Annotated in this window: 26 protein-coding genes; 10 read left to right on the top strand and 16 right to left on the bottom strand. The window is 57.6% G+C overall.

Annotation, left to right across the window (positions count from 1 at the left end):
• The first annotated feature begins 80 nt into the window (after positions 1 to 80).
• Entirely contained in the window at positions 81 to 962 is an 882-nt protein-coding gene (gene speE / locus Q0Y21_RS17265) for a polyamine aminopropyltransferase (RefSeq protein WP_297798110.1), read from the top strand.
• 93 nt (positions 963 to 1,055) lie between these two features.
• Positions 1,056 to 1,250: a DUF6316 family protein gene (locus Q0Y21_RS17260; protein ID WP_297798109.1), complete on the top strand. Its 195-nt coding sequence runs from the start codon at positions 1,056 to 1,058 to the stop codon at positions 1,248 to 1,250.
• A 71-nt stretch (positions 1,251 to 1,321) separates the two neighbouring features.
• Here the strand turns inward: Q0Y21_RS17260 and Q0Y21_RS17255 are convergent, their stop codons facing one another.
• Together Q0Y21_RS17255 and glnK are read right to left on the bottom strand one after the other, a co-directional pair.
• Positions 1,322 to 2,590: an ammonium transporter gene (locus Q0Y21_RS17255; RefSeq protein ID WP_297798107.1), complete on the bottom strand. Its 1,269-nt coding sequence runs from the start codon at positions 2,588 to 2,590 to the stop codon at positions 1,322 to 1,324.
• Between the two features lie 71 nt (positions 2,591 to 2,661).
• Positions 2,662 to 3,000 carry a P-II family nitrogen regulator gene (gene glnK, locus Q0Y21_RS17250; RefSeq protein WP_004578958.1) on the bottom strand — a complete coding sequence of 113 codons (339 nt, stop codon included), beginning with the start codon at positions 2,998 to 3,000 and terminating at the stop codon, positions 2,662 to 2,664.
• 387 nt (positions 3,001 to 3,387) lie between these two features.
• Between glnK and Q0Y21_RS17245 the strand changes: the two genes are divergently transcribed.
• The 3 genes from Q0Y21_RS17245 to trmB all read left to right on the top strand — a co-directional run bounded on the left by Q0Y21_RS17245 (position 3,388) and on the right by trmB (position 6,026).
• On the top strand, positions 3,388 to 3,642 hold the full coding sequence (locus Q0Y21_RS17245; RefSeq protein WP_297798105.1) for an accessory factor UbiK family protein: 255 nt from the start codon (positions 3,388 to 3,390) through the stop codon (positions 3,640 to 3,642).
• A 69-nt stretch (positions 3,643 to 3,711) separates the two neighbouring features.
• Positions 3,712 to 5,235 carry a YifB family Mg chelatase-like AAA ATPase gene (locus tag Q0Y21_RS17240; protein ID WP_297798103.1) on the top strand — a complete coding sequence of 508 codons (1,524 nt, stop codon included), beginning with the start codon at positions 3,712 to 3,714 and terminating at the stop codon, positions 5,233 to 5,235.
• Positions 5,236 to 5,309: 74 nt separating this feature from the next.
• Entirely contained in the window at positions 5,310 to 6,026 is a 717-nt protein-coding gene (gene trmB, locus Q0Y21_RS17235; protein ID WP_297798101.1) for a tRNA (guanosine(46)-N7)-methyltransferase TrmB, read from the top strand.
• 14 nt (positions 6,027 to 6,040) lie between these two features.
• On the opposite strand, the gene Q0Y21_RS17230 is transcribed toward trmB, so the two are convergent.
• From Q0Y21_RS17230 to Q0Y21_RS17185, 10 genes are all read right to left on the bottom strand, one after another.
• Positions 6,041 to 6,574: a hypothetical protein gene (locus Q0Y21_RS17230; protein ID WP_297798099.1), complete on the bottom strand. Its 534-nt coding sequence runs from the start codon at positions 6,572 to 6,574 to the stop codon at positions 6,041 to 6,043.
• Entirely contained in the window at positions 6,574 to 7,695 is a 1,122-nt protein-coding gene (gene hemW, locus Q0Y21_RS17225) for a radical SAM family heme chaperone HemW (RefSeq protein WP_297798097.1), read from the bottom strand. The genes Q0Y21_RS17230 and hemW overlap by 1 nt, the downstream gene beginning before the upstream one ends.
• A gap of 26 nt (positions 7,696 to 7,721) precedes the next feature.
• Positions 7,722 to 8,339 (bottom strand): RdgB/HAM1 family non-canonical purine NTP pyrophosphatase, encoded by a 618-nt coding sequence (gene rdgB, locus Q0Y21_RS17220; RefSeq protein ID WP_297798095.1) that lies wholly within the window; start codon positions 8,337 to 8,339, stop codon positions 7,722 to 7,724.
• Positions 8,339 to 8,788, bottom strand: coding sequence for a DUF4426 domain-containing protein (locus Q0Y21_RS17215; protein WP_297798093.1), 450 nt, complete (start codon positions 8,786 to 8,788; stop codon positions 8,339 to 8,341). Before Q0Y21_RS17215 ends, rdgB begins: the two co-directional genes overlap by 1 nt.
• Complete coding sequence (gene metW, locus Q0Y21_RS17210) at positions 8,788 to 9,390, bottom strand: methionine biosynthesis protein MetW (protein WP_297798091.1); 603 nt, start codon at positions 9,388 to 9,390, stop codon at positions 8,788 to 8,790. The genes Q0Y21_RS17215 and metW overlap by 1 nt, the downstream gene beginning before the upstream one ends.
• On the bottom strand, positions 9,387 to 10,535 hold the full coding sequence (locus tag Q0Y21_RS17205) for a homoserine O-acetyltransferase (RefSeq protein WP_297798089.1): 1,149 nt from the start codon (positions 10,533 to 10,535) through the stop codon (positions 9,387 to 9,389). The genes metW and Q0Y21_RS17205 overlap by 4 nt, the downstream gene beginning before the upstream one ends.
• Positions 10,536 to 10,654: 119 nt before the next feature.
• A complete protein-coding gene (locus tag Q0Y21_RS17200) occupies positions 10,655 to 12,619 on the bottom strand; it encodes a dynamin family protein (RefSeq protein ID WP_297798086.1) in 1,965 nt (654 codons plus the stop codon).
• Between the two features lie 234 nt (positions 12,620 to 12,853).
• Positions 12,854 to 13,435: a YggT family protein gene (locus Q0Y21_RS17195; RefSeq protein WP_297798084.1), complete on the bottom strand. Its 582-nt coding sequence runs from the start codon at positions 13,433 to 13,435 to the stop codon at positions 12,854 to 12,856.
• 22 nt (positions 13,436 to 13,457) lie between these two features.
• The gene (gene proC, locus Q0Y21_RS17190) at positions 13,458 to 14,291 is read right to left on the bottom strand and encodes a pyrroline-5-carboxylate reductase (protein ID WP_297798082.1); all 834 of its coding nucleotides are present in this window, start codon (positions 14,289 to 14,291) and stop codon (positions 13,458 to 13,460) included.
• A gap of 62 nt (positions 14,292 to 14,353) precedes the next feature.
• Positions 14,354 to 15,058, bottom strand: coding sequence for a YggS family pyridoxal phosphate-dependent enzyme (locus Q0Y21_RS17185; RefSeq protein ID WP_297798080.1), 705 nt, complete (start codon positions 15,056 to 15,058; stop codon positions 14,354 to 14,356).
• A 147-nt stretch (positions 15,059 to 15,205) separates the two neighbouring features.
• On the opposite strand from Q0Y21_RS17185, the gene Q0Y21_RS17180 reads away from it, so the two are divergent.
• The 3 genes from Q0Y21_RS17180 (at position 15,206) to Q0Y21_RS17170 (ending at position 19,073) form a co-directional block, all read left to right on the top strand.
• Positions 15,206 to 16,240 carry a type IV pilus twitching motility protein PilT gene (locus tag Q0Y21_RS17180; RefSeq protein WP_297798078.1) on the top strand — a complete coding sequence of 345 codons (1,035 nt, stop codon included), beginning with the start codon at positions 15,206 to 15,208 and terminating at the stop codon, positions 16,238 to 16,240.
• 167 nt (positions 16,241 to 16,407) lie between these two features.
• Positions 16,408 to 17,529, top strand: a complete 1,122-nt coding sequence (locus Q0Y21_RS17175; RefSeq protein ID WP_297798077.1) for a PilT/PilU family type 4a pilus ATPase — start codon at positions 16,408 to 16,410, stop codon at positions 17,527 to 17,529.
• Between the two features lie 122 nt (positions 17,530 to 17,651).
• On the top strand, positions 17,652 to 19,073 hold the full coding sequence (locus Q0Y21_RS17170) for an outer membrane protein transport protein (protein ID WP_297798075.1): 1,422 nt from the start codon (positions 17,652 to 17,654) through the stop codon (positions 19,071 to 19,073).
• 37 nt (positions 19,074 to 19,110) lie between these two features.
• Here the strand turns inward: Q0Y21_RS17170 and Q0Y21_RS17165 are convergent, their stop codons facing one another.
• Both Q0Y21_RS17165 and polA read right to left on the bottom strand, forming a co-directional pair.
• The gene (locus Q0Y21_RS17165; RefSeq protein ID WP_297798073.1) at positions 19,111 to 19,488 is read right to left on the bottom strand and encodes a hypothetical protein; all 378 of its coding nucleotides are present in this window, start codon (positions 19,486 to 19,488) and stop codon (positions 19,111 to 19,113) included.
• 219 nt (positions 19,489 to 19,707) lie between these two features.
• On the bottom strand, positions 19,708 to 22,437 hold the full coding sequence (gene polA / locus Q0Y21_RS17160) for a DNA polymerase I (protein WP_297798071.1): 2,730 nt from the start codon (positions 22,435 to 22,437) through the stop codon (positions 19,708 to 19,710).
• 84 nt (positions 22,438 to 22,521) lie between these two features.
• Here polA and Q0Y21_RS17155 point away from each other — a divergent pair, with 84 nt between their 5' ends.
• Positions 22,522 to 22,860, top strand: coding sequence for a DUF2782 domain-containing protein (locus tag Q0Y21_RS17155; protein ID WP_297798069.1), 339 nt, complete (start codon positions 22,522 to 22,524; stop codon positions 22,858 to 22,860).
• A gap of 135 nt (positions 22,861 to 22,995) precedes the next feature.
• Complete coding sequence (locus tag Q0Y21_RS17150) at positions 22,996 to 23,397, top strand: hypothetical protein (RefSeq protein ID WP_297798067.1); 402 nt, start codon at positions 22,996 to 22,998, stop codon at positions 23,395 to 23,397.
• 71 nt (positions 23,398 to 23,468) lie between these two features.
• On the opposite strand, the gene Q0Y21_RS17145 is transcribed toward Q0Y21_RS17150, so the two are convergent.
• Together Q0Y21_RS17145 and pyrE are read right to left on the bottom strand one after the other, a co-directional pair.
• Positions 23,469 to 24,110 carry a DUF4124 domain-containing protein gene (locus Q0Y21_RS17145; RefSeq protein ID WP_297798065.1) on the bottom strand — a complete coding sequence of 214 codons (642 nt, stop codon included), beginning with the start codon at positions 24,108 to 24,110 and terminating at the stop codon, positions 23,469 to 23,471.
• Positions 24,111 to 24,116: 6 nt separating this feature from the next.
• The gene (pyrE, locus tag Q0Y21_RS17140; protein WP_297798063.1) at positions 24,117 to 24,755 is read right to left on the bottom strand and encodes an orotate phosphoribosyltransferase; all 639 of its coding nucleotides are present in this window, start codon (positions 24,753 to 24,755) and stop codon (positions 24,117 to 24,119) included.
• Between the last annotated feature and the right edge of the window lie 60 nt (positions 24,756 to 24,815).

The raw sequence follows: 24,815 nt of genomic DNA, 5'->3' as shown, positions 1-24,815 counted from the left end.
AGTGCTTTAGCTGAGGGCCTGTCAGACCTACAATACCTGCAATATGACACAGGCTCGCTGAGCAACACGAGGGACACATTATGACGGCATTGAACGAAAACTGGTTTACCGAAGTATTTCAGGACCAGGGAACCGCGTTTTCCCTGCAGGTAAAGAAAAAGCTGCACGAAGAACAGAGCGAATTCCAGAAGCTGGAGATCTACGAGACTGAAACGTTCGGAAACCTGATGGTTCTTGATGGCTGCGTGATGCTGACCAGCCGGGATAATTTTCTCTACCATGAGATGATGACCCACCCGGCACTGTTTACCCATCGTGACCCGAAGAAAGTGGTGATCGTGGGTGGTGGTGACTGCGGCACCTTGAAGGAGGTTCTAAAGCATCCTGGCGTTGAGGAAGCCTGGCAGGTGGAGATTGATGAGCGGGTGACCCGGCTGTCGGAAAAGTATTTCCCGGAACTCTGTGATTCCAACGATGACCCGCGCGCCAACTTCTTCTTCGGTGACGGTATCCAGTGGATGCGGGATGTAGAGCCCAACAGCGTCGACGTGATCATCATCGACAGTACCGATCCCGTGGGCCCTGCAGAAGGCCTGTTTGCCCAGGACTTCTACCGGGACGCCATGCTGGCCCTTCGAGACGGCGGCATTCTCGTCCAGCAGAGCGAATCCCCCATGCTGCACACCGATACCATCATCAAGACCATGCACGAGGACATGCGCAAGGCCGGCTTTGATCATGTTCAGACGCTGCCGTTTCCGCAGCCGGTGTATCCGACGGGCTGGTGGAGCTGCACCATGGCGGGCAAAGAAAAGCCGGTGCAGTATTTCCGCGAGGAAGACGCCGAGCAGCGGCCGTTTGTGACCCGTTATTATAACGCCGGCACCCATCATGGTGCTCTGGCGATGCCTCAGTTCATGGTGGATGTACTTGAGGATCGGGTGATCCCGGGCGAGGCCTGATGAATTTCGCATTTCGGAGAATGTTCGCTACACTGCAAAAGTGATCAGTAAGTGATCGATAATAGCCGTTCGGTTGTAGCTGGAGAGTAGGATATGGATGTTAGAAGAGGTGAGCAGGAACGAAACTGGTTCCGCAGTGATCGGTTTACCACAATCAATGGTCAGTGGTTCTTTCAGACCCGGGAAGGGACCTTTGAAGGGCCTTTTGACAGTGTGAATGAAGCAAAGATGGAACTGATGCTTTATCTGCGTCATTCGGAAGATGATATCTTCCGCAATGCCATGTAATCCCTGTTTGGTCGATAAACAAAAGGGGCGCTCCGTGGAGCGCCCCTTTTGCGTTTTCCTGTCGGCAGACGTTATTTGCTGCTGACAAACTCCGGATAGGCTTCCATACCACACTCGGACAGATCGACGCCTTCGTATTCGTCTTCTTCGCTGACCCGGATGCCGATGACCGCCTTGAGGATACCCCAGACAATCAGGCTGGCACCGAAGACCCAGACGAAGATGGTGAGGGCTCCCACGATCTGGCCGAAGAAGGTGGAATCACCGTTGGTGATCGGCACCAGCAGCAGACCCAGCAGACCACAGACACCGTGAACCGAAATGGCACCCACAGGATCGTCGATGCGCAGCTTGTCCATGGTGACGATGCTCAGTACCACCAGGACACCGCCCACGGCGCCGAAGAGCGTTGCCGTCAGGGCTGTCGGGGTGGACGGCTCAGCGGTGATGGTTACCAGGCCGGCCAGTGCGCCGTTCAGCAGCATGGTCAGGTCAGCCTTGCCAAACATCAGGCGAGCAGTGATCAGTGCGGCGATGGCGCCACCGGCAGCTGCTGCGTTGGTGTTCAGGAAGACCATCGCGACGGCGTGGGCGCTGGAGATATCCCCCAGTTTCAGAACCGAACCGCCGTTGAAACCGAACCAGCCCATCCACAGGATGAAAGTACCCAGTGTTGCCAGCGGCAGGTTGGCACCCGGGAAGGCGCGAATCTCGCCATTGGGGCCGTACTTGCCTTTACGGGCGCCGAGAAGCAGAACACCTGCCAGGGCGGCGGCTGCACCGGCCATGTGAACGATGCCTGAGCCAGCAAAGTCACTGAAGCCAAGGTCGCCGAGGTTGTACATGCCGAAGACATCGGCACCATTCCAGGTCCAGGCACCTTCCATCGGATAGATGAAGCCGGTCATGACGACGGCGAACACCAGGAAAGCCCAGAGTTTCATACGCTCGGCAACCGCACCGGACACGATGGACATGGCCGTGGCTACGAACACCACCTGGAAGAAGAAGTCAGACGCGCCTGAGTAGATGGAGCCACCCTCGAAACCGCCGTCACGGCTGGCGAATTCGCCCATGACACCGCCGACGTCCACGTCGCCCATGCCGGACAGGAAGATGTTGCCGCCGTACATGATCGCGTAACCGCAGATCAGGTACATGGTGCATGACACTGCGAACAATGCCACGTTCTTGGTGAGAATTTCAGTGGTGTTCTTGGCGCGAACCAGGCCGGATTCCAGCATGGCAAAGCCAGCTGCCATCCACATGACTAATGCACCGCACACCAGAAAATAAAAGGTATCTATAGCGTACTGCAGGTGAAAGATATTGCTTTCCATATGAAGCCCTCCGCACGAGGCTTTTCAGGTTATAAGTTTTTTGCGTTGGCTATCGGGAATTCAGGCTGTTATCAGACCGCTTCCTCGCCGGTTTCACCGGTCCGGATACGGATCGCCTGTTCGAGTTCAGTCACGAAGATCTTGCCGTCACCGATCTTGCCGGTGTTGGCAGCCTTGGTGATGGACTCAATAACCTGATCCAGCAGGTTGTCACCAATGGCGACTTCAACCTTGACCTTGGGCAGGAAATCCACCACGTATTCCGCGCCACGATAGAGTTCTGTATGGCCCTTTTGCCGCCCGAAGCCTTTCACTTCGGTGACGGTTACGCCTTGCACGCCAATCTCGGATAGTGCCTCACGGACATCATCCAATTTGAAAGGCTTGATGATCGCTGTCACAAGTTTCATTGCTTTCTCCTTGGTAAAGCCGTCCCAACAGTGAGGGCCCATTGGCCGTTTGTGTTGAGGTCGGGATGCTGCCACCTCGCACACCAATTGTGCGGATTGCGTACAAGGCTTTGAGCATCGGGTGTGCCAACGCAAAAAAAATCACATATTTTCAATGACCTAAAAATATGACGCTCCAGTTTGGAACATTATGCTGCACCAAAAAAGAGCATTGGCTTTCACGGCGAGCCAAATTGGCGCACCGTGCCAGCCGTCCTGCGGCGTTATTATACTGCGGACAGGGCACAGTATGGCAGGGCCAGCGATGTGTTACACTCCCGCAAGTTCATTCCGGGCGCCTGATCGTCGGTTGGTGCCGGAACCCGTTGATGCCAGAGAGGTGATGTTGTGAAAGGTCCGCAGGATTTCTTGGCCCAGCTTCAGGGGCAGTTTGGCCAGTTTGTGCCCGATATGGCCCGTGCGGCCCGGGAAGATTTCGAAACCCAGGCAAGGGCGACCGTGATGACGGTGCTTTCCCGTCTGGAGTTGGTGACCCGTGAAGAGTTTGATGCCCAGCAGGCGGTGTTGATGAAGACCCGTGAAAAGGTCGAAGCGCTGGAGAAGCGCGTGGCCGCCCTGGAAAGCAAGCTGCAGGATCAGTGAGTCTGCACTGAGATGGGCCGGCGTGCCCATACGATGAATGCCGAAAGAATCTGACCACGGAAGGTCGTTATGTTAGCTATTGTCCATTCCCGCGCCAGCATTGGTGTATCCGCACCTGCTGTAACAGTTGAAGTGCATCTGTCCGGTGGATTACCGGCCCTTTCCATTGTCGGGCTTCCGGAGACCGGGGTTCGGGAAAGCAAGGAGCGGGTCCGCAGCGCTCTGCTGAATGCCGGTTTCGAATTCCCCGCCCGTCGTATCACGATCAATCTCGCCCCCGCCGATCTGCCGAAAGAGGGCGGTCGCTTCGATCTGCCAATTGCCCTGGGTATCCTGGTGGCGTCGGGGCAGATACCCCCGGAAAGCCTGACTGCCTGTGAGTTCGTGGGGGAGTTGTCCCTGGATGGCGCCTTGCGCCCCCTCAAAGGCATACTGCCGGCCGTGCTGGCCGCACGGCAGGAAAAGCGGAGGTTGCTGGTGCCGCAGGCGAATGCGTCCGAGGCTGCTCTGGCAAGCCAGGACGATGTGCTCTCTGCTGCCCACATACTGACCGTGTGTGAACACTTATGCGGCCGCGCAACGCTGGTGCCCATTCCGCCATCGTCACTGGATGAAAACGCAGTAGCCGGGCCGGATCTTGCGGATGTCCGGGGGCAGAGCGTACCAAGACGGGCGTTGGAGGTGGCGGCCGCCGGAGCCCACAACCTGCTTTTTTACGGGCCGCCGGGCACCGGGAAAAGCATGTTGGCCAGCCGGCTGCCCGGTATTTTGCCGCCGCTCACCACCGATGCCGCTCTGGAAGTAGCCAGTGTCCATTCCGTGGCGGGGCTGCCCGTGCGCGACGGTTACTGGCGGCAGCCGCCGTTCCGCTCGCCCCATCATACCGCTTCTGCCGTTGCCATGGTGGGTGGCGGTAGCAGTCCCCGCCCGGGAGAAATCTCTCTCGCCCATCGCGGCGTATTGTTTCTCGATGAATTGCCAGAGTTTGAGCGCCGGGTGCTTGAGGTACTCCGGGAGCCTATGGAAAGTGGTGAGATATCCATCAGTCGTGCCGCCCGGCAGGTAACGTTTCCTGCCATGTTCCAGGTCGTAGGGGCGATGAATCCATGCCCCTGCGGCTACAATGGCCACCCGACGATCGAGTGCCAGTGTACGCCGCAGCAGGTTATGCGCTACCGGGGTAAGGTGTCGGGGCCGTTGCTGGATCGCTTTGACCTTCACGTGGAGGTGCCGGTGCAGGGCGGGGACGTGTTAATGCAGAAACAGGCGGACGGTGAAGCGAGCGAAGTGGTCAGGGCCAGGGTGGCCCGGGCGCGCGATCGCCAGTTGCAGCGGGGAACCATCAATGCAGGCCTGGGTGGCAATGATCTGCACCGATACTGTCAGCTGGACAGCCAGGGAGAAGCACTGTTGTCCGGGGCGATGGAGAAACTCGGGCTCTCCGCCCGCGCCTTGCACCGGATCCTCCGCGTGGCGAGGACCCTGGCCGACCTGGATGGGGCCGAAGGTATCGGCAATGGCCATCTGGTGGAGGCGTTGGGCTATCGCAAGCTGGACCGGCAGCAATCGGCCAATTCGGTTGTGTCGGCCTGAATCGATCCACTCTGGTAAACTGTGCGGTAATTTCTCCAGAACCAGAATCCGCTTGCTGCGGTTGAGGACCCCAGATGACCGATGAAAAAGATCTGTCCAACGATTCCCCGGTAACCACGCGCCGTGGCATTCGCAGTTTCGTTTTGCGCCAGGGTCGGATGACTGTAGGCCAGAAGAATGCGTATGAGCGTAGCTGGCCGATCTACGGGTTAACCCGCGAGCAGGGCATGATTGATCCGCGCCAGGTGTTCGGGCGCGATGCCATGCTCAACCTGGAAATTGGCTTTGGCATGGGCAAATCGCTTGCTGACATGGCCGAAGCTGCACCGGAACAGGATTTTATCGGGGTTGAAGTGCACCTGCCCGGGGTGGGGGCGTTGCTGAAGGAAGTTGAGGACCGTGGGCTTGAGAATGTGCGGGTCTACTCCATTGATGCCAATGACGTCATCGATCTGTGCCTGCCGGACGCCTGTCTTGACCGGGTGATGGTGTTCTTCCCGGATCCCTGGCACAAGAAGCGGCACCATAAACGCCGTCTGATCCAGCACGACTTTGTCCAGCGTATTCGCCACAAGCTTCGGGTTGGTGGGATTTTGCACCTGGCAACAGACTGGGAGAACTACGCCGAGCACATGATGGAAGTGATGAGCGAGGCCGAAGGCTTTGCCAATGCCGCTGAGCCAGGCCAGTTTTCGCCCCGCCCTGATGATCGTCCGATGACCAAATTTGAAAAACGTGGCGAGCGACTTGGCCACGGTGTCTGGGATCTGCTCTTCCACCGCACCAACTGATGCCGGATGTGGCGTTACCCGTGAGCGAGCGGGTGACGCCTCGCTGCGCGGATAATGACCAGCCCCGCCAACCCGAGCATCAATCCGGTGTACTTGATCAGCGCACATATAGTGGCGGACAGGCTGATGGTGTCGGTTGGCGGGTTAAGGTTGTTCAGCAGAAGAATGTTTTCCAACACGTCGCTGGCGCCGGCACACACAAACAGTGCCCTGACCCAGCGGGCCACGTTGCGCTCGCGCACCCCCGGGCGATCCCGCATAATCAGGTTGGTCATCATCAACAGGGTGATGACATAGACAGGAATAAACAGGAAGTCCAGCCACAGCGAGGTGTACGCCCAGATCATGACGTCCCCGCGCCAGCTGCGCAGGATGGCCATGGAATGATCTGCGGTGGCGGCCAACTGGTAGCTGATGATGCCCTGTGGAGCTGAACCGGTTTGCAGGGGCTGGTTGATGGCCAGCAAGGCCACCAGCAGGATGATGGAGAAGATCATGCCCAGCTTCAAGCGTTTGGGCAGTGATCGGACGGTGCTCAGCATGTGCATTACAGAAAACGCTCCAGCAGGCTGTTCAGGTACCTGTGGCCAAGTTCGGTGGCTTTGAGCCGGTCAGGGGCCAGCAGATTTTCCTTTCTCAATTGTTCAAGTTTTACCGCAACCGTGCTCAGGGGTAAACCTGTTCGTGTACTGAATAATTGATCGTCCACGCCTTCAGTCAGTCGCAGTGCATTCATCAGGAACTCCAGCGGCAAGTCGTCCGGTGCGATGGTCTCGCTGCCGGCGGTGCGGCTGCCGATACGATTCAGGTAAGCGGACGGTTGCCGGGTTTTCCAGTATCGCGACGAATGCCCGGAGCCGGTAATCTTGCCATGAGCGCCGGCACCGAGTGCCAGGTAGTCGCCAAAGGTCCAGTAGTTCAGGTTATGGCGGGACGCCATGCCGGGGCGGGACCAGGCGGACACCTCATAATCGCTATAGCCATGGTGTCGCAGATAGGCCCCCCCTTTTTCGTAGATCTCCCATAAGCGTTCGTCATCCGGCAGAGCCGGGGGACGGCTGTAGAATTCGGTATTGGGTTCCAGGGTCAGCTGGTACCAGGAAACGTGAGGTGGTTCCCATGCCAGTGCCGCTTCAAGGTCGGCGATGGCGTTGTCCGGTGTCTGTCCCGGCAAGCCATGCATCAGGTCCAGGTTGAAGTTGTCAAAGCCTGCCTGTCTGGCCGCCTGAATCGCCTGATGGGCCGCCTTGTCATCGTGGATACGGCCGAGAACCTTCAGATGGTCCGGGTTGAAACTCTGGATGCCCAGGGAGAGGCGATTAATGCCGGCTTCACGGAACCCCTCAAATCGCGCCTGCTCCACGGTCCCGGGATTGGCCTCCAGGGTGATCTCGGCGTCGGGGTTGAAATCCAGGCGCTGTTTCAGGGCGCGGAAAAGCTGCTGATAGAAATCGGGGGACATCAGCGACGGTGTGCCACCGCCAATAAAGACAGTCTGGATGCTGCGGCCACCGGTCAGGGCCAGATCCTGATCCAGGTCCTCCAGCAGTGCCCGCAGGTAGGCGTCTTCCGGAATATCACCACTGAAGGCATGGGAGTTGAAGTCGCAATAGGGGCACTTGCGAACGCACCAGGGCACGTGGATATAAAGGCTCAGGGGCGGCAGCATTGTACCCGCCCCTGCGGAGCTGGAGGTCACGACGATGCCGCCCTGGCCCTAAGCTGATCCAGTAGTTGTGTCAGAGCGCGGCCGCGATGGCTGATTTTGCCCTTTTGCTCCCGGCTCAGTTCGGCAGCGCTGCAGCCTGTTTCCGGAACCAGGAATACGGGGTCGTAGCCAAAGCCGCCTTCGCCACGGCGGCTGGGCAGAATGCTTCCGGGCCAGCGGCCATGACAGACAATGGGTGTTGGATCATCGGCGTGGCGCAGGTACACCAGCACGCAGTGAAACTGGGCGCCTCGTTCTTCCTCTGCAACAGAAGACATGGCTTCGAGTAACGCCTGTACATTGTCGTCATCGCTCGCGTTTTCGCCTGCGTAACGGGCCGAACGGACGCCGGGCGCACCGCCGAGGGCATCAACCGCGAGTCCGGAGTCGTCGGCCAGTGCTGGCAGGCCAGTGGCGCGGGCGGCATGGCGGGCCTTGAGAATGGCGTTCTCGACAAAAGTCACCGCGGGTTCTTCCGCTGCGCTGACACCAAGTTCTCCCTGTGCCACCGGCTCAATGCCAAGCGGACCTAACAGGTCGGTTAGTTCCGCGATCTTGCCTTTGTTGTTGCTGGCGATGACCAGCTTCGTACGAGTTTCAGTCATCAGTCGTTGAACAGCGTGTGAGAGAATCGGATGGGAAGATCTGTTCCGGCGCCGCTGGGGCGAGCGGTGATCTGGAAGGTCATCAGTTCGGCATTGCGGTACTGGTATTCTGCTATGAAGTACACCGCCTCACCTTCCTTAATTCGCCGGAACGCCAGAAAACTGGGTTGCTGGACATCGTTGAGTGCTTTGCCTTCCACCTGTCCCGTTACCGTAGTCAGCCCGCCGCTTTCATCCTCGCGCATGATCGCGATGTTGACGATGCCGATACCCTGGCTGCGAGTGAGGTTGTTGGCCTTCGCCACCTCAGGGTCAAGGAAGGTGCTTGGAAAGACGCTGTAATGTACCTGATACTCACCAAAATCCTTTGCGCCGGCAGCGTGCGCTTGGAAGCTGATGAAAGCGAGGCAGAGCAGAGCGGCTGCCAGCCAATGTTGGGTGTTCTGCATTAGGTCTCCTCCCGTGTAATACGGTAAATGGCGATCTCTCCCAGCATATTAGGCCATAGGCGGGCGAGCCAGCTATTCTGGTGTTGTCCATCCACCACCCGGCGACTCTTGATGCGGATGTTCTTCTGGCGGCACAAGGCTTCAAAATCCCTGAACGTGCACAGCCGGATGTTAGGCGTGTTGTACCACTTGTATGGCAAGGCTTCGGACTCCGGCATGCGCCCTCTCAGGGTCAGGCCCCATCTCAGGCGCCAGTGGGCAAAATTGGGGAAGGTGACGATACCTTCACGGCCCACCCTGAGCATTTCCTCCAGTACCATGTCCGGTCGTCGTACGGCCTGCAGGGCCTGGGTCATCAGCACGGTATCGAAGGTCCGGTCGTCGAAATTACCCAGTCCCTGCGTGTCCAGATTTTGTTCAATAACCGAAACGCCACGACCCATGCAGGTGGTAATGTGGTCCGGATTAATTTCCAGTCCAAAGCCGGTTGCGTTACGTTCACGCTGCAAAAAGTCCAGCAGGGTGCCGTCACCGCAGCCCAGGTCGAGTACCCGGTTGCCGGGTTTGACCCATTGCTGAATGATTTCCAGATCCGGTCTCATACGCCCACCTCCCGTGCGACACGATCCATATAGGCGTTAAAGATGTCGGTATACCTGGGGGTCGGGATCAGGAAGGCGTCGTGGCCCCAGGGCGCGTCAATTTCCGCGTAACTTACCCGTTTTTTTGCCGCGATCATGGCGTTGACCATCTCCTCGGAGCGGGCCGGGGTAAAGCGCCAGTCGGTACTGAAGGACAATACCAGGTATTCACAGTTGGAAGGCGCCAGGGCCTTCGATAAGTCGCCGCCATACTCGTACGCAGGGTCGAAGTAATCGAGTGCGCGGGTCATCAGCAGGTAGGTGTTGGCATCGAACATCTCTGAGAAGCGTTCGCCCTGATAGCGCAGGTAACTCTCCACCTGGAATTCCGCGTCATAGCCGAATTTGTAGGCCTGGTCCCGCAATTCCCGGCCGAATTTTTCACCCATGGACGCGTCGGACAGGTAGGTGATGTGGCCCACCATTCGTGCCAGCATCAGGCCGCGGCGAGGCACGGTATCGAAATCCTGGTAACGGCCGTCGTGAAATTCCTGGTCCGAGGTGATGGCTTGTCGTGCCACCTCGTTGAAGGCGATATTCTGGGCCGTCAGGCGAGGGGTGGAGGCAATCACCACCGAATGACGCAGCCGGTCGGGGTAATCCAGGCTCCACTGCAGTGCCTGCATGCCGCCAAGGGAGCCGCCTACGACAGCGGCCCAGCATTCGATGCCGAGCCGGTCCGCGAGCAGGGCCTGACTCTGTACCCAGTCGCTGACTGTAATCACCGGGAATTCCGGGCCGTAGGGTTTGCCCGTCTTCGGATTGACGCTGTTGGGGCCGGTGCTGCCGTGGCAGCCTCCGAGGTTGTTCAGGCTGACGACAAAGAAGCGATTTGTATCGATGGGCTTGCCCGGGCCAATGCAGCTGTCCCACCAGCCAGGTTTTCGCTCTTCCATCGAGTGGTAACCGGCGGCGTGGTGATGGCCGCTGAGGGCATGACAAATCAGAACGGCATTGCTGGCGTCGGCATTCAATGTGCCGTAGGTCTCGATCACCAGATCGTAACTATCCAGCGTTTGCCCACACGCCAGGGTGATGGGCGCGTCAAAATGTAGCGTCTGCGGGGTGACAATCCCGACAGAATCCGTTGGCAGGGAATCGGGCATCGGCGCGACAGGTTCCTGGTTCAGTCAGTGAAAGTCTGGAACAACGCGGGGAGAGCGGTTGCCAGCCCAGCAGTTTAAAGGCCGCTCTCCGTGCCTGCAACCGCAGAAAACCGGGCGCCTCAGATGGCGCCGGATATATTGACGACTTTCTGTTGAATCAGCGTGGGGGCGGGCTTGCGGATTTGCCGATGCATGGCGTCTGCCAGTTCCAGCTGACGGCGCAAGTCGGTGATGGCGTTTTGCAGGCGTTTACGCTCGGCACGACTGTCCCGGTCACTGCGTACCATGTCCTTAAGCCGTCGGATCTGGTGTTCGAGGAGCTGTTTCTGTTCCATTGAGTACTGCATGATCGGCAGCAGGGCTTCCGATGGCCATCGTTCCACGTCGTGCCGGGCCCTTTCATGCAGGGTGCGGGCCTCGTTGACCATGACGTTGAAGAACCGCCTGATCAGCACGGATTGTTCGCTCAACAGGTTTTTGGGGTTTGCCCGGAAACGCCGGGCTTTTTTGCGCAGTTCCCTTACGGCAATGATGTGGCGGCCCGAACGCAGGGGGATGGGTTCCAGGTGACGGGCGCGGGTGTCTTCGTTATAACGACGATAGATGGCTCCGACCATTTTTTCCGCCAGCAAGCCTTCGCTCATCAGGTTATTCAGGTCGCTTTCCAGTAGCTCGAAAAAGTGCTCCATGCCGCGGTTCATGCCGACCGTTGTCCAGCTTTTGGACATGGTTGTACGAACTTTACTGGCGTGTTCTTCGAAACGTTGCTCGTCGACCAGCTTGTTCAGCATCTCACCCTGGGATTCCATCAGACGACGGCTGGAGCGCAGGGTGATCAGTTTCTTGTAGTAAAACTCGTAATCCTTCTGGGCGCGGTCAGCGAGACGGTGCAGCGCTTCCTTGTCCATGGTCACGCCGGAACAGGCTTGCAGTTCCTCTTCCAGGGCGTCAAGACGGGTTTGCATGGCGGCCTGGCTGTTCTGGAGCATGCCAAGCAGATCATTGATCAGGCTCTGGGTGATCAATTCTTCCTTGTGCATCAGGATGCGCTTGATGATCAGCTGTTCCAGCTGGCCCAGGTTTGAGCGGTCAAACAGGTCATGGTCCTGTTTGATGCGGGCCATAAGGCCTTGCTTGGCTGACAACGGGATGACATCACCACTGCGGATGCCTAGGTGATCGGCCGTGTAGCCGCAAACCCGGTCAATCGCGTCGCGGGTGTGTTGCTCGCCCTGAAGATCATCCCAGAGCACGTCGATCTTGTTGAGTACGGCAAACCGGCCAGCGCGATGGTCGGCATGCTCGGTATCGATGTGGTCCTTCCAGATGGTCATGTCACTGGCGGTGACACCGGTGTCGGCGCTGAGCAGGAAAATGATGGCATGGGCCCGAGGCAGCATGCTGATGGTCAGTTCCGGTTCAGACCCGAGGGCGTTGAGGCCGGGTGTGTCTAGAATGCGCAGGCCGCGCTCGAACAGTGGGTGGCGAATGCTGATCTGGGCGTTACGCCAGGCCGGTACCAGTACGTTTCCGGGGTTGTTGCGGTCGTGCTCCAACATGTTCTCGTCGAAGCCCAGGTTACGGGCTTCACCGGGGGTGACGCTTTTCACCCGGGCGACCTCGGACAGCACTTCCCGCATGATTTCAGGGTTGCGCTCATCCAGGTCATGCTTGACCCAGCGCTCGGGTTGCTTTCGGAGTTGATGCAGGGACAATTCCCCGGTGCGAGTCTCAATGGGGAGCAGCATCAGGTAGTTGGCGTTTTCGGTGCGATCGAAGAACAGCTCGGTGGGACACATGGTAGTGCGTCCGGCCTGAGATGGCAGCATACGCTGGCCATACTCGGAGAAAAACAGGGCGTTGATCAGCTCGGTTTTGCCACGGGAGTATTCCCCGACAAAGGCAATGGTCAGCTCGTCTTCAATCAATAATTCCAGGCCGTGCCGGATACGGCGGCTTACGTCCTCTGAAAACAGGTTGTTATCCTGCAACCACAATCGATATCGGCCTATCTGGCGGATCAGTTCCTTCTTCCAGTTGTGGTAGGCCTCTACCTGCTGCGACAGAGTTCCTTGTTTGTTCATCGGAATTTCCTTCTGCGCGACTTCCGGGTAACGGTTTTGGTGCACGGGTTAACGGCAAACTATAGGCAATAATATCCCAACTGTTGTGCATTTCTTTGGGAGTCAAAGCAGGTGTGTATAGCAGAGAGGCAGGTTTTGGTCAAAAAAGGCCACCGAATCAGTAGGATGAGTCGGTGGCCCGGATATGATGTTTTGCGTTGCTAACTGTAACAAAATGTATTTTCGGGATCTGGTTTACATTCCAGCCAGTGCGCCCATGCCAGCGGCAATTTTCATATGGTTAATAACTACCGATATCACGTTCAGGATCAGGAACACCACAATCGGTGACAAATCCAGACCGCCCATTGAGGGTATAACGTTGCGCACCGGGCGCATGACCGGCTCGGTGATCTGCGCTACCAGTTGAATGGCCGGGTGATGGCTCCCGGGAGCTATCCAGCTGATTACAACGACGGCAATGACCGACCAGAAGTAAATCTTGACGATCAGGTCCAGTACATTCAGTGCGGCCCACACCAGCAGAGTGATCGGGTTGATGCTTGGCATGCCACCGTTCAGGGTCACCAGAATCAGCAGAAATGCGATGGCCTGAATAACGATGGCCAGCACCAGAGCAGCACCGTCGATACCTCCCCAACCCGGAATGACTCTCCGGAGCGGTCGCAGCAGTGGGTTGGTGGCTTTCACCACAAACTGGGAAATGGGGTTGTAGAAATCCGCTCTTGCCAGCTGCAGCAAAAAACGCAGCAGCACGATAGTCATGTAGAAGGTCGACGCGATGAGCAGGATCGTGATCAGAATATCAGCCAGCATGAAGCCGTGTCTCCGTTATCGGTTACTGTTTGCCGGCCAGTTCTTTGGCCATTTCTTCTGAGCGTGAGAACGCAGCGGAATAGGCTTTCTTGACCAGTTCCCGCAGGCCGCCATCCTCAAAGGTATGGACTGCGCGCTCGGTGGTGCCCCCGGGGGACATCACATTACGTTTCAGTTGTGCGGGGTCGTGTTCGCTGCGACCGGCCATTTCGGCGGCGCCGGCCATGGTCTGAATCGCCAGTTGACGGGCCGTCTCCGGAGCAATGCCGGCCTCTGTGGCCGCATCTTCCAGAGCTTCAAGCATCAGGAAAAAGTAGGCAGGGCCGCTGCCCGACAGGGCGGTAACGGCGTGCAGCAGGGATTCCTCATCAACCCAGAGGGCGGAACCGATGCTGTTGAAGACGGTTTCGACCATTTTCTTCTGTTTGTCGCTGACCTGATCATTGGCAAACAGCCCGGCGGCGCCCTTGCCAACCAGGGAGGGGGTGTTGGGCATGACCCGGGCCAGCGGCAGACCGCCGCCGAGCCACTCGTCCAGTGTTCCGGCTTCCAGGCCAGCGGCAATGGAGACCATCAGCGGGCGGGTGTTCTGCACCACGGGGGCAATGTCGCGGCAGACATCCGCCATGACCTGGGGTTTCACCGCCAGGATCACCATGTCGGCCTGCTGTGCACAGTAGCGGTTATCAGTGGTCACACTGACGCCGAAACGGTTGCGAATGGACTGCAGGTGACTGTCATCGGGAGCGCTGACCCAGATATCGGCTCCCTTGAAACCGTTGTCCAGCATACCGCCAATGATGGCGCTGGCCATGTTGCCTGCCCCGATAAACGAAATGGTTGGTGATGTGCTCAAAGTTCACTCCACAAGTTGATCTGTCGTTGATCCGGTCCCGATGATAACAGGAACTGACCGATTCAGCTCTTAGGTGGCCGTTCGCCAAAGACGGCGGTGCCAACACGAACCCAGGTTGCTCCTTCTTCTATGGCCATTTCCATATCGCCGGACATGCCCATTGAAAGGGTGTCCAGGGGGCCGGCTTCGGGTTGACCCTGGCGCAGGTTTTTCAGTGCATTGGCCAGTTTGCGGAAACTGGCCCGCAATTTCGCTTCCGGTTGATCGGGGTCAGGGATTGCCATCAACCCCCGGAGACAGAGGTTGGGCAGCTCACCTATGGCCCCGGTCAGCCCCTCCAGTTCTTCGAGTGAACACCCGGATTTGCTGTCTTCTTCATTGATATTGACCTGCAGGCAAATATTCAAGGGCGGCAGGCTGGCGTCTCGTTGTTCACTCAAGCGGCGAGCGATTTTCAGGCGATCGACACTGTGCACCCAGGAAAAGGCGTTGGCAATCTGACGGGTCTTGTTGGACTGGATGGGACCGATGAAATGCCAGTCGATGCCTGGCAGATCCTCCAGGGCTGCCATCTTGTCCAGGGCCTCCTGCAGATAGTTTTCTCCGAAGGCCATCTGGCCAGCGGCTACCGCTGCCCTCAGGTCCTCTGCTGAACGAGTCTTGCTGACTGCCAACAGGTGCACAGAAGCGGGAGGCCGCCCGGCCTTCAATGTTGCTTTTTGTATGCGTCGGGTTACGCTCCCGATGTTGTCTGCTATGCTGCTCATAGTGTGAATCCGCCGAGTCCGGTCTGTCACTGTCTCGCTGACACGTTACCCGCAGGTTACTGAAATGCCAAGTGATACTGGCTGCGGGGTCCGCACCGGAGCCGGCTTCAGACCTGGATAAAAGAAAAACGCCTTCCGAGGAAATCTATGGATATTACTGAACTGCTTGCCTTCTCGGCCAAACAGGGTGCGTCTGACTTGCACCTGTCCGCCGGATTGCCCCCGATGATTCGTGTTGATGGCGATGTGCGCCGGATTAACCTTCCACCCATGGAGCATAAAGAAGTCCATGGGCTGATCTACGACATCATGAACGACAAGCAGCGGAAGGACTACGAAGAATTTTTCGAGACCGATTTCTCCTTCGAAGTTCCCGGTGTCGCCCGATTCCGTGTTAACGCCTTCAACCAGAACCGGGGTGCGGGTGCGGTATTCCGGACCATCCCGTCCAAGGTTCTGACGATGGAAGATCTGGGTATGGGTCAGGTCTTCAAGGACGTGTCCTCGGTGCCTCGGGGGCTGGTGCTGGTGACAGGACCGACGGGGTCCGGTAAATCCACGACCCTGGCGGCGATGATCGACTACATCAATGACAGTCGTTATGAGCACGTGCTCACCATCGAGGACCCCATCGAATTCGTGCACGAATCCAAGAAGTGTCTGGTTAACCAACGGGAAGTGCACCGGGATACCCTGGGCTTTAATGAAGCATTGCGCTCGGCCCTGCGGGAAGACCCGGATATTATTCTGGTGGGCGAATTGCGGGACCTGGAGACTATCCGTCTGGCGTTGACCGCAGCGGAAACGGGGCACCTGGTATTCGGCACTCTGCACACCACCTCCGCTGCCAAGACCATCGACCGGGTGGTTGACGTATTCCCGGCGGAGGAGAAGTCCATGGTCCGTTCCATGTTGTCGGAATCCCTGCAGGCAGTTATTTCCCAGACGCTGATGAAGAAAATGGGCGGTGGCCGGATTGCTGCCCACGAAATCATGATCGGCACATCGGCGATCCGTAACCTGATCCGGGAAGACAAGATCGCCCAGATGTATTCGTCCATCCAGACCGGCGGTTCCATCGGCATGCAGACTCTGGATCAGTGCCTGGAGCGCCTGTTGCAGAAAGGCCTTATCTCGCGTGAAGCAGCCAAGGCCAAGGCAAAAATGCCAGACAATTTCTGATCTGGTAGGCACGATTAATGTTTGCGGGCGGGCCGGGTGAAACTGTCCGGGACTGTCAAAAACAGGGATGTTTTTGTCAAGCGTAAAGGGACGTATTCACAGCGTGTCCCGGACAGTTTCACCCGGCCTGCCCCGGCGCCGAATGTTGAAAGAGTAGGTAACAAATCATGGAATTCGAAAAACTGTTGCGGCTGATGGTGGAAAAGGGCGGTTCGGACCTGTTTATTACCGCCGGTGTGCCACCGAGCATGAAGGTGAACGGCAAGGTGCTCCCGGTCACCAAGAACGCCCTGACCCCCGAGCAGACCCGTGAGTTTGTCTACGGAGCCATGAACGACAAGCAGCGGGCCGAGTTCGAGGAAAGCCATGAGTGTAACTTCGCCATCAGTGCCCGGGGCATTGGCCGTTTCCGGGTAAGCGCCTTCTTCCAGCGTAACCTCTGTGGCATGGTTCTGCGTCGGATCGAGATAAAGATTCCCCAGATTGATGACCTGGCCCTGCCGGAGGTGATCAAGGACCTGGCGATGACCAAACGGGGCCTGATCATGTTCGTCGGTGCCACCGGTACCGGTAAGTCCACCTCCCTGGCGGCCATGTTGGGGCATCGTAATCGCAACAGCCGTGGCCATATTATCTCCATCGAAGACCCCATCGAATTCGTCCACCAGCATCACGGCTGTATCGTGACCCAGCGGGAAGTGGGGATTGATACCGAAAGCTTCGAAGTAGCACTCAAGAACACGCTGCGCCAGGCGCCGGACGTGATTCTCATCGGTGAGGTGCGGACCCGTCAGACCATGGAATACTCGGTACAGTTCGCGGAAACCGGTCACCTGTGCCTGGCCACGCTTCACGCCAACAACGCCAACCAGGCGCTGGACCGCATCATTCAGTTCTTCCCGCCGGAACAGCACAATCAGATCTGGATGGACCTGTCCCTCAACCTTAAGGCCATTGTGGCCCAGCAGTTGATTCCGACGCCGGATGGTCAGGGCCGCAAGGCGGTGATTGAGGTGCTGATCAATACACCGCTGGTGGCAGACCTGATTCGTAAGGCAGAAGTCCACAAGCTCAAGGAGTTGATGTCCAAGTCCAACGAAGCGGGCATGCAGACCTTTGATCAGGCCCTGTACAAGCTCTATGCAGAAGGTTCCATTACCTACGAGGACGCCCTGGCTCATGCGGACTCCGCCAATGACCTGCGCCTGATGATCAAACTGGGTACCGACGCCCAGGGCGCCGACCAGCTGTCCTCGTCCGTGGACAAGTTGTCGATCCAGGACGATTGATCGAACGTTAAGAGAATCAGACGAACGTCTAAAATAATTAGTGTCCCGAACCAGTAGGGATGGCATTTGAGGCCATTGGCCCGAGATGCGTATACTCCGCCGCCAAATTAACAGGAGGAAGTATGCGCCTTAACAAGTCCAATCTCTTTTGTGCCATCCGCTTGGTCCCCCTGGCGTTCGCCGCGGCCCCCGTTAGTACTCTGGCTGGTGGTTTTGCCTTGAATGAGCAAAGCGCCAGCGCCATGGGTGTTGCCAATGCCGGCACCGCCGCCAATCCCGAGAACGCGACCACCGTGCTGTTCAACCCAGCGGGCATGAGTCAGCTGTCTGGTACTAACCTCTCGTTCGGTGCGGCTGTGCTGGATATTGATGCGGAAGCAAAAGAGGGCGTGGAAGCAATCAATCAGCTGGGGCTCCCGGTACGGGGTTCGCGCGGCGGAGATATTGCTGACCCGGCGGTCCTCCCCAATGTCTACATGACGCACGAAGTCAGTGATTCCGTTGATGTCGGATTCGGTATTCATGCGCCGTTCGGCCTGGCTGCGGATTACGACGATGACTTCACAGGGCGTTTCTTTGCTGATGAAACCGAGTTGACTGCGATCTCCTTCAGCCCATCCGTTTCCGTCAGTAACGGCCAGGGCCTGTCCATGGGCGCGGGTATCAACATCATTTATGCCGAAGGCAAGCTCACGCGGTTTCTGGATAACTCGCTGGCCAGCGTTGCAGTAACGGCGCCCAGTGGCAATCCCGATCCCGGATTTTATGACCAGGGTTACGCAGACATTGAAGGAGACGATGTTGGCGTCACCTTCCGTGTGGGTTTCCTGTATGAGCTGTCTGAGAGGACCCAGTTCGGGTTGTCCGCTCAAACTGGCACCGAGCTGAACCTCAAGGGTGACGCGGATTTGACTGGCTACGTCAATCCGGCGGCTGGGGTGGTCACCCCGACCAGCGTGTCTGAGAAGGTGGAAGTGCCGCTGGCCATTCCCGAGAGTATTACCGTTGGTGCGCGCCACCAGTTGACGGGTACTGTAACGCTCCTGGCAGGCGCGACTTATGCCAAGTGGAGCCGCTTTGAAGAACTGGATATCGTCAGTCGTGAAACGGGGGGAGAGATAACTCAGGCGCCTCAGGAAGGTGCCGTCCTGAGTCACATCACCGAGAAATGGCAGAACACCTGGCAGTTCAACCTTGGCGGGATCTGGCAGGCGGCTCCGGAGTGGGCCTTCAAGGCCGGTTATGCCTTTGATGAGTCACCGGTTAATGAAGACTTCGTGACGGCACGGATTCCCTCCAATGACCGCCACTGGCTGACTCTCGGTGCCCAATGGGCCGATCAGAGCACTGGCTGGACCGTGGATGTGGCGGCCGGCACCCTGATCTTCGACGGCAATGGCAAGGTGGACGAGCGCAACTACCAGCATGAAAACCCGTCACAGGTCTCCCGGCTGCCCACGGGCACTGAAGATCCGAGCAACTACCGGGGTGAGTACGAACTCGACGCCTGGAGTGCAGGCATCCAGGTCAGTAAGTCTTTCTAAGCGGGTTCTGCTGACAGGCTGACTGGATTGGATCCGGTCAGCCAACCACCTGGCCGCGATAAATCACCTTGGTTCGTCGTGGTCGGGCTTCTTCTCCCTCTTCATGGCTGTCCTTGCCGTTACTGTCTTCCGGCATCGCCTGCCCGCGGTAGGTTCGTTTGGACCCTTCCGGGTTGTCGTCCTCTGTTTCGGCGATATCAAGATGCGGAACCCGCTCTTTCAGGGTTTCCCAGGTTCGTATCAGCTGGCTGGAACGTGTTTTACGGGCGTAGTCTGCCAGCCTTTGCTCGAGATGCTCCTCGGTGAGGTGCAGTTTGACCCCGAACTCGGTGTGGATCATTCGACGGCACTGGTGGACGAGTTTGAGCAGGCCAGGGTCCAGTAGCCAGCTTCGTTCAGATGCCAGAGATGTCATGGTAACGGCCTCGGAAAAGAATTGTCACAACCTGGCTCCTTTGTGGATATGGGAGCCGACAAGCAAATAGCCTGCGAATTTCATGCCGTTTCGTGAAGGCGCGCCGTTGTTGAGTCGGCAATATGAAGGGTGGGCCGGAACGGGGCATTTAGATCGGAACCTGCCCCAAATTGGTACCAATATGGTGCAGGCCGGATGGTCGCCCGGCCCGCCCACGAATCAGTGTGCCTCGTCCCAGTTGTTGCCGACGCCGGCCTCGACCAGTAAGGGAACGTTGAGGCTGGCAGCGGCGGACATCCTGTCTTCCAGGCCTTTGCAGATCTTCTCCACCGCGCCCTCTTTGACCTCCAGTATCAGCTCATCGTGTACCTGCATGATCATGCGTGCATCGTCTGCGTGGTTGTTCAACAGCCAGTTTTCGACGTCGATCATCGCGCGTTTGATAATGTCGGCGGCGGTTCCCTGCATCGGCGCGTTGATGGCGGTGCGTTCAGCGGCCTGCTGCATCTGCTTGTTGCGAGCGTTGATTTCGGGCAGGTAAAGTCGGCGGCCGAACAGGGTTTCCACGTACCCGTCGTCGTGGGCCTGTTTGCGGATGCTGTCCATGTACTTCAAAACGCCCGGGTAACGCTCGAAATAGCGATCGATGTATTCCTGGGCAACATTGCGCCCGACGTCCAGCTGTCGCGCCAGGCCAAAAGCGGACATGCCGTAGATCAGCCCGAAGTTGATGGCTTTGGCGCTGCGGCGCTGATCGCCAGTGACATCGCCCAGTGAAACACCGAAAACTTCGGCAGCGGTTGCCTTGTGGATGTCTTCGCCGTGTTCAAATGCGGTCAGCAGCCCCTTGTCGCCAGACAGGTGGGCCATGATCCGCAGCTCAATCTGGGAGTAGTCTGCAGCCACCAGTTTGTAACCTTCGGGGGCAATAAAGGCCTGACGAATACGACGACCCTGCTCGCTGCGGATGGGTATGTTCTGCAGATTGGGCTCCGACGACGACAGCCGTCCGGTGGCCGCGACCGCCTGGTGATAGGAGGTATGGATGCGACCGGTACGGTGGTGTATCAGCTCCGGCAGGGTGTCGGTGTAGGTCGATTTGAGCTTGCTCAGGCTGCGGTGCTCCAGAATCAGTCGCGGCAGGGCGTGCTCGTGAGCCAGTTCCTGCAGCACCGGTTCCGCGGTTGAAGGAGCGCCCTTGGGCGTTTTCTTGATGACCGGCAGGCCCATCTTGTCGTAGAAGATGGCCTGCAGCTGCTTGGGGGAGCCCAGATTGAAGGTTTCGCCAGCTTCCTCGTGAGCTTCTTTCTCCAGTTCCGCCATCCGCTCTGCCAGTTCCTGGCTGTGCTGTTTCAGAGTGCTGGCGCTGACCATCGCACCGCGCTGCTCCATGCGGGAAAGTACCGGCACCAGCGGCAGATCAATGTCCTCGTACACGGACTTCAGTTTGCCGGTTTCCGCCAGTTGCGGGCGCAGTACCTGGTGCAGCCTGAGGGTAATGTCAGCGTCTTCGGCGGCGTAGGGCCCCGCTTTTTCCAGATCAATCTGGTTGAATGTCAGTTGCTTGGCGCCTTTGCCGGCTATGGACTCAAAGGTGATGGTTTGTTCATCCAGGTACTGTCTGGCGAGGGTGTCCATGTCGTGTCGCGAAGCCACGGAATTAAGAACGTAGGACTCCAGCATGGTGTCTTCGGCGATGCCTTCCAGAGTTATGTCGTGGTTCGCCAGCACGTTCTTGTCGTACTTCAGGTTTTGCCCCAGCTTTCTTGCGTCGGGATCTTCCAGCAGTGGTTTCAGTTGCGACAATACCTTGTCCCGGTCCAACTGGTCCGGCGCGCCCATGTAATCGTGGGCCAGGGGCACATAAGCGGCTTCACCGGGTTCGATGGCAAACGATACCCCGACAATCTCCGCGTCCATATAGCGCAGACTGGTGGTCTCGGTGTCGAAGGCGAACAGGGGGGCTTTCTTCAGGCGGTCGATCCACGTGTCCAGTTCTGCCTGGTCGGTGATGACGCTGTAACGTTTCTCCAGCGGCTTGCTGTTCTTGCTGGTGGATTCGGTCTGAGTATCGGAGGAGGCGTCTCCGGAGTCTTCCAGTTCGGCAATCCATGCACGGAATTCATACTCCCGGAACAGATCCAGCAGGGTGCTGTCGTCCTGGTTGCGCAGCTGCAGATCCTCCAGCCCGAACTCCAGGTCGACGTCGGTGCGAATCGTTGCCAGTTCACGGCTCAGGGGCAGGGTGTCCACGGCCTCTCGCAAGTAGTCGCCGATCTTGCCCTTGACCTTGTCCGCGTTAGCGATGACATGGTCCAGGTCCTGATGTTCCTGCAGCCATTTCACCGCGGTTTTGGGGCCGCATTTGTTAACGCCGGGAATGTTGTCCACTTTGTCGCCGACCAGGGCAAGATAGTCGATGATCTGCTCCGGCTTGACGCCAAACTTCTCTATCACCCCGTCCCGATCCATGCGGGTTTCGGTCATGGTGTTGATGAGGGTGACATGGTCGCTGACCAGTTGCGCCATGTCCTTGTCACCGGTGGAGATGACCACATCAATCCCCTTACTGGTGGCTTCATGGGCCAGGGTGCCGATCACATCGTCCGCTTCCACTTCCGGTACGATCAGCAGGGGCAGACCCATGGCTTTCACTATCTCGTGGATCGGTTTGATCTGAGTGGCGAGATCGTCCGGCATGGGCGGACGATTGGCCTTGTAGTCTTCGTACATGTCATGACGAAAGGTTTTGCCCTTGGCATCAAACACCACCACCATCTTGGAGCCCGGAAAGTCCTGTTCCAGACGCCGCAGCATGCTGATGACGCCCTTGATGGCGCCGGTTGGCTGGTTTTTGCTGGTAGTCAGGGGCGGCAAGGCGTGGTAAGCCCGGAACAGATAGGATGAGCCGTCTACAAGAACGACCGGTGGGGTCTGTTGCTGTGTCATATCAAGCAGGTCCGAATTCTGATTGAAGCAGGGGTTGCGTTGTGCAACTCTGTAGTCATGAATGGACGAAAGGGTATCACGAAAATGAAGCGAATCACCTGCCTGGGTGTTGTATCCGCACTGCTTTGTGCCCCTGCTTTGGCGCAGCAGAGTGGCGGGCTTGATGAGGAGGTTGTGGAAACCCCGAAAGAGCCCGTTGTGGTGTCCGATTACCAGCCGTCCTCCGAGGGACCGCAGATCGTGATTCGACCCGGTGAGCAGGAAGTGTTTTACGAATACCGGGTGAATGGTCAGTTGGTGGAGATCAAGGTCGTGCCGGAAGTAGGGCCGGAATACTATCTGGTGCCGGCCGATGGTGGTGGCTGGATCCGTGAGGACGAGACCGACATGCTGGTGCCCAGCTGGGTCATTTTCCGCTGGTAACGTCACGATCTCACCCTGATTGTGTTCTGGGCGGCCTTATTAGTATGAACATTCTAATTTTTAGCCGTAGCCTGAGGGAGTGTCATAAGGATCCGTAACGAATCCACAACCTCGACAATCTCAGGAGAGACTATTATGGGTAAACTCAAGTCATATCAGGAACAGCTTCAGGACATCGTAGAGAAGGGCATCAACGCCGCAGAAGAGCAGCAGAAGAAGCTCGCTTCCAAGCCGTTCGATTATGCTGAGAAGCTGGAGTCTGAAGTGCGCGAATACAGCGTAAAGACCCTGCGTACCCGTTACGACGGCTACAGCGAAAGCCTGTTCGAGCAGCTGCGCAGCCTGAACAGCCGTTTTAACGGTTTTGCAGCTGAGCTGGTTGCCAAGCTGGAAAAAGAAGCCGCCGAAGGCGCGGACGCTGTTTCCGAAGCAGCAGAAGAAGTTTCCGAAGCAGCCGAGACTGCCAAGAAGTCTGTTGAAACCAAGAAGCCTGCGGCGCGTAAGACCACCGCCAAGAAGAGCACTGCTACTGCCTGATCGGCTTAGTGGTCAGAAATGAAAGGGGCTGCCCCAACGGGGCGGCCTTTTTTTTGTGTCCCGGGTAATGTTTACTGCTGCTCTTCGGGGAGTTCGAGGGGAAGTGTTCGCTCCTCTCCCGTGAGCTCTTCCAGGCGCCGGATATCAGCCTCGAAATTCTCGCGCAGGGACTGGATTTCGGAGTTCTGGGAGGCAATTTCCTGCTCAATGTCACGGATCTGGGCTTCCAGGCGCCGAATCTTTTCCAGAGTGGATTCTGGTACTTCACGCCCGGCGCGTTCCATGTCGGCTGCCCGACCTTCTTCGCTATCCAGTTGGTTGACGATCACCGAAATGTTGCCCCGTTTGAGCTGGTTGAGACTTTCCAGTTCACGGATTTTTCGATGCATGGCCCTGACGGCTTCGTCGGGATGGCTGTAGCGTTTTAGCAGCGTCTGATCGTGTTCGAGCTGAAGTCGCTCGGCTTCCTGACGCTTTTCTTCAGCTTCCCGGGCGGCAATTTCTTCCGGCGTGGGAGCAGGGGCGACCGTGTCAATAACACGGCCTTTGGAGTTAAGGATGTCGTATCCCCGTTTGGAGGCTTCCTGGGGAACGGTATTGCTAATGACCAGTTGACCGTTTTCATCCGTATAACGGTACATTCTCGCTTCTGCTACAGCTGTTGTCAGCAGCAGGGCGGAAATGATGAGTGAAAACCTGGTCAGATGCTTCATGTGAACTCAGACTCCATAACGATCCCGGTATTGTGCAACGTTACTGGCGTGTTCGGCAAAGTCTGGTTGGCTGCTCAGGTAATCGAGAACCTGATCCAGTTGAATGATGCTGACCACTGGCAGGCCAAAGTCCTGTTCCACCTCCTGAATGGCGGACAGTTCGCCGGTGCCACGTTCCTGCCGGTCGAGGGCTATCAGCACTCCAGCAGGCTCGGCGCCAGCCGCACGGATCAGATCAATGGATTCGCGGATGGCGGTGCCGGCGGTAATGACATCATCGACAATCAGTACCTTGCCCTCAAGTGGTGCGCCGACGATGTTGCCGCCCTCACCGTGATCCTTCTTTTCCTTGCGGTTGAAGGCGAAGGGTTTGTTCTGGCCTTCAGAGGCCAGTGCCATGGCCGTTACGGTGGCCAACGGTATGCCCTTATAGGCAGGGCCGAAAATAATGTCATAATCCAGGCCGCTGCGCTGCAGGGCTGCGGCATAGGCCTTGCTTAGTTCGAGCAGATCCTCACCGGTGTTGAACAGGCCGGCGTTGAAGAAGTACGGACTGGTACGTCCGGACTTGAGCTGAAACTCGCCAAAACGGAGAACGTTACGGCGAATGGCAAATTCAATGAAATGTTGCTGATAGTCGTGCATGACAGGGCTTCTGGCGGGTGTGGATCTTTAATTAAAGTGTAAAACGGGTATCATACACAC

The sequence above is a fragment of the uncultured Marinobacter sp. genome, from assembly GCF_947259545.1.
Classification (GTDB): domain Bacteria; phylum Pseudomonadota; class Gammaproteobacteria; order Pseudomonadales; family Oleiphilaceae; genus Marinobacter.
Note: the sequence above shows the minus strand (reverse complement) of the source record. Positions and strands in the feature narration are given on the sequence as shown.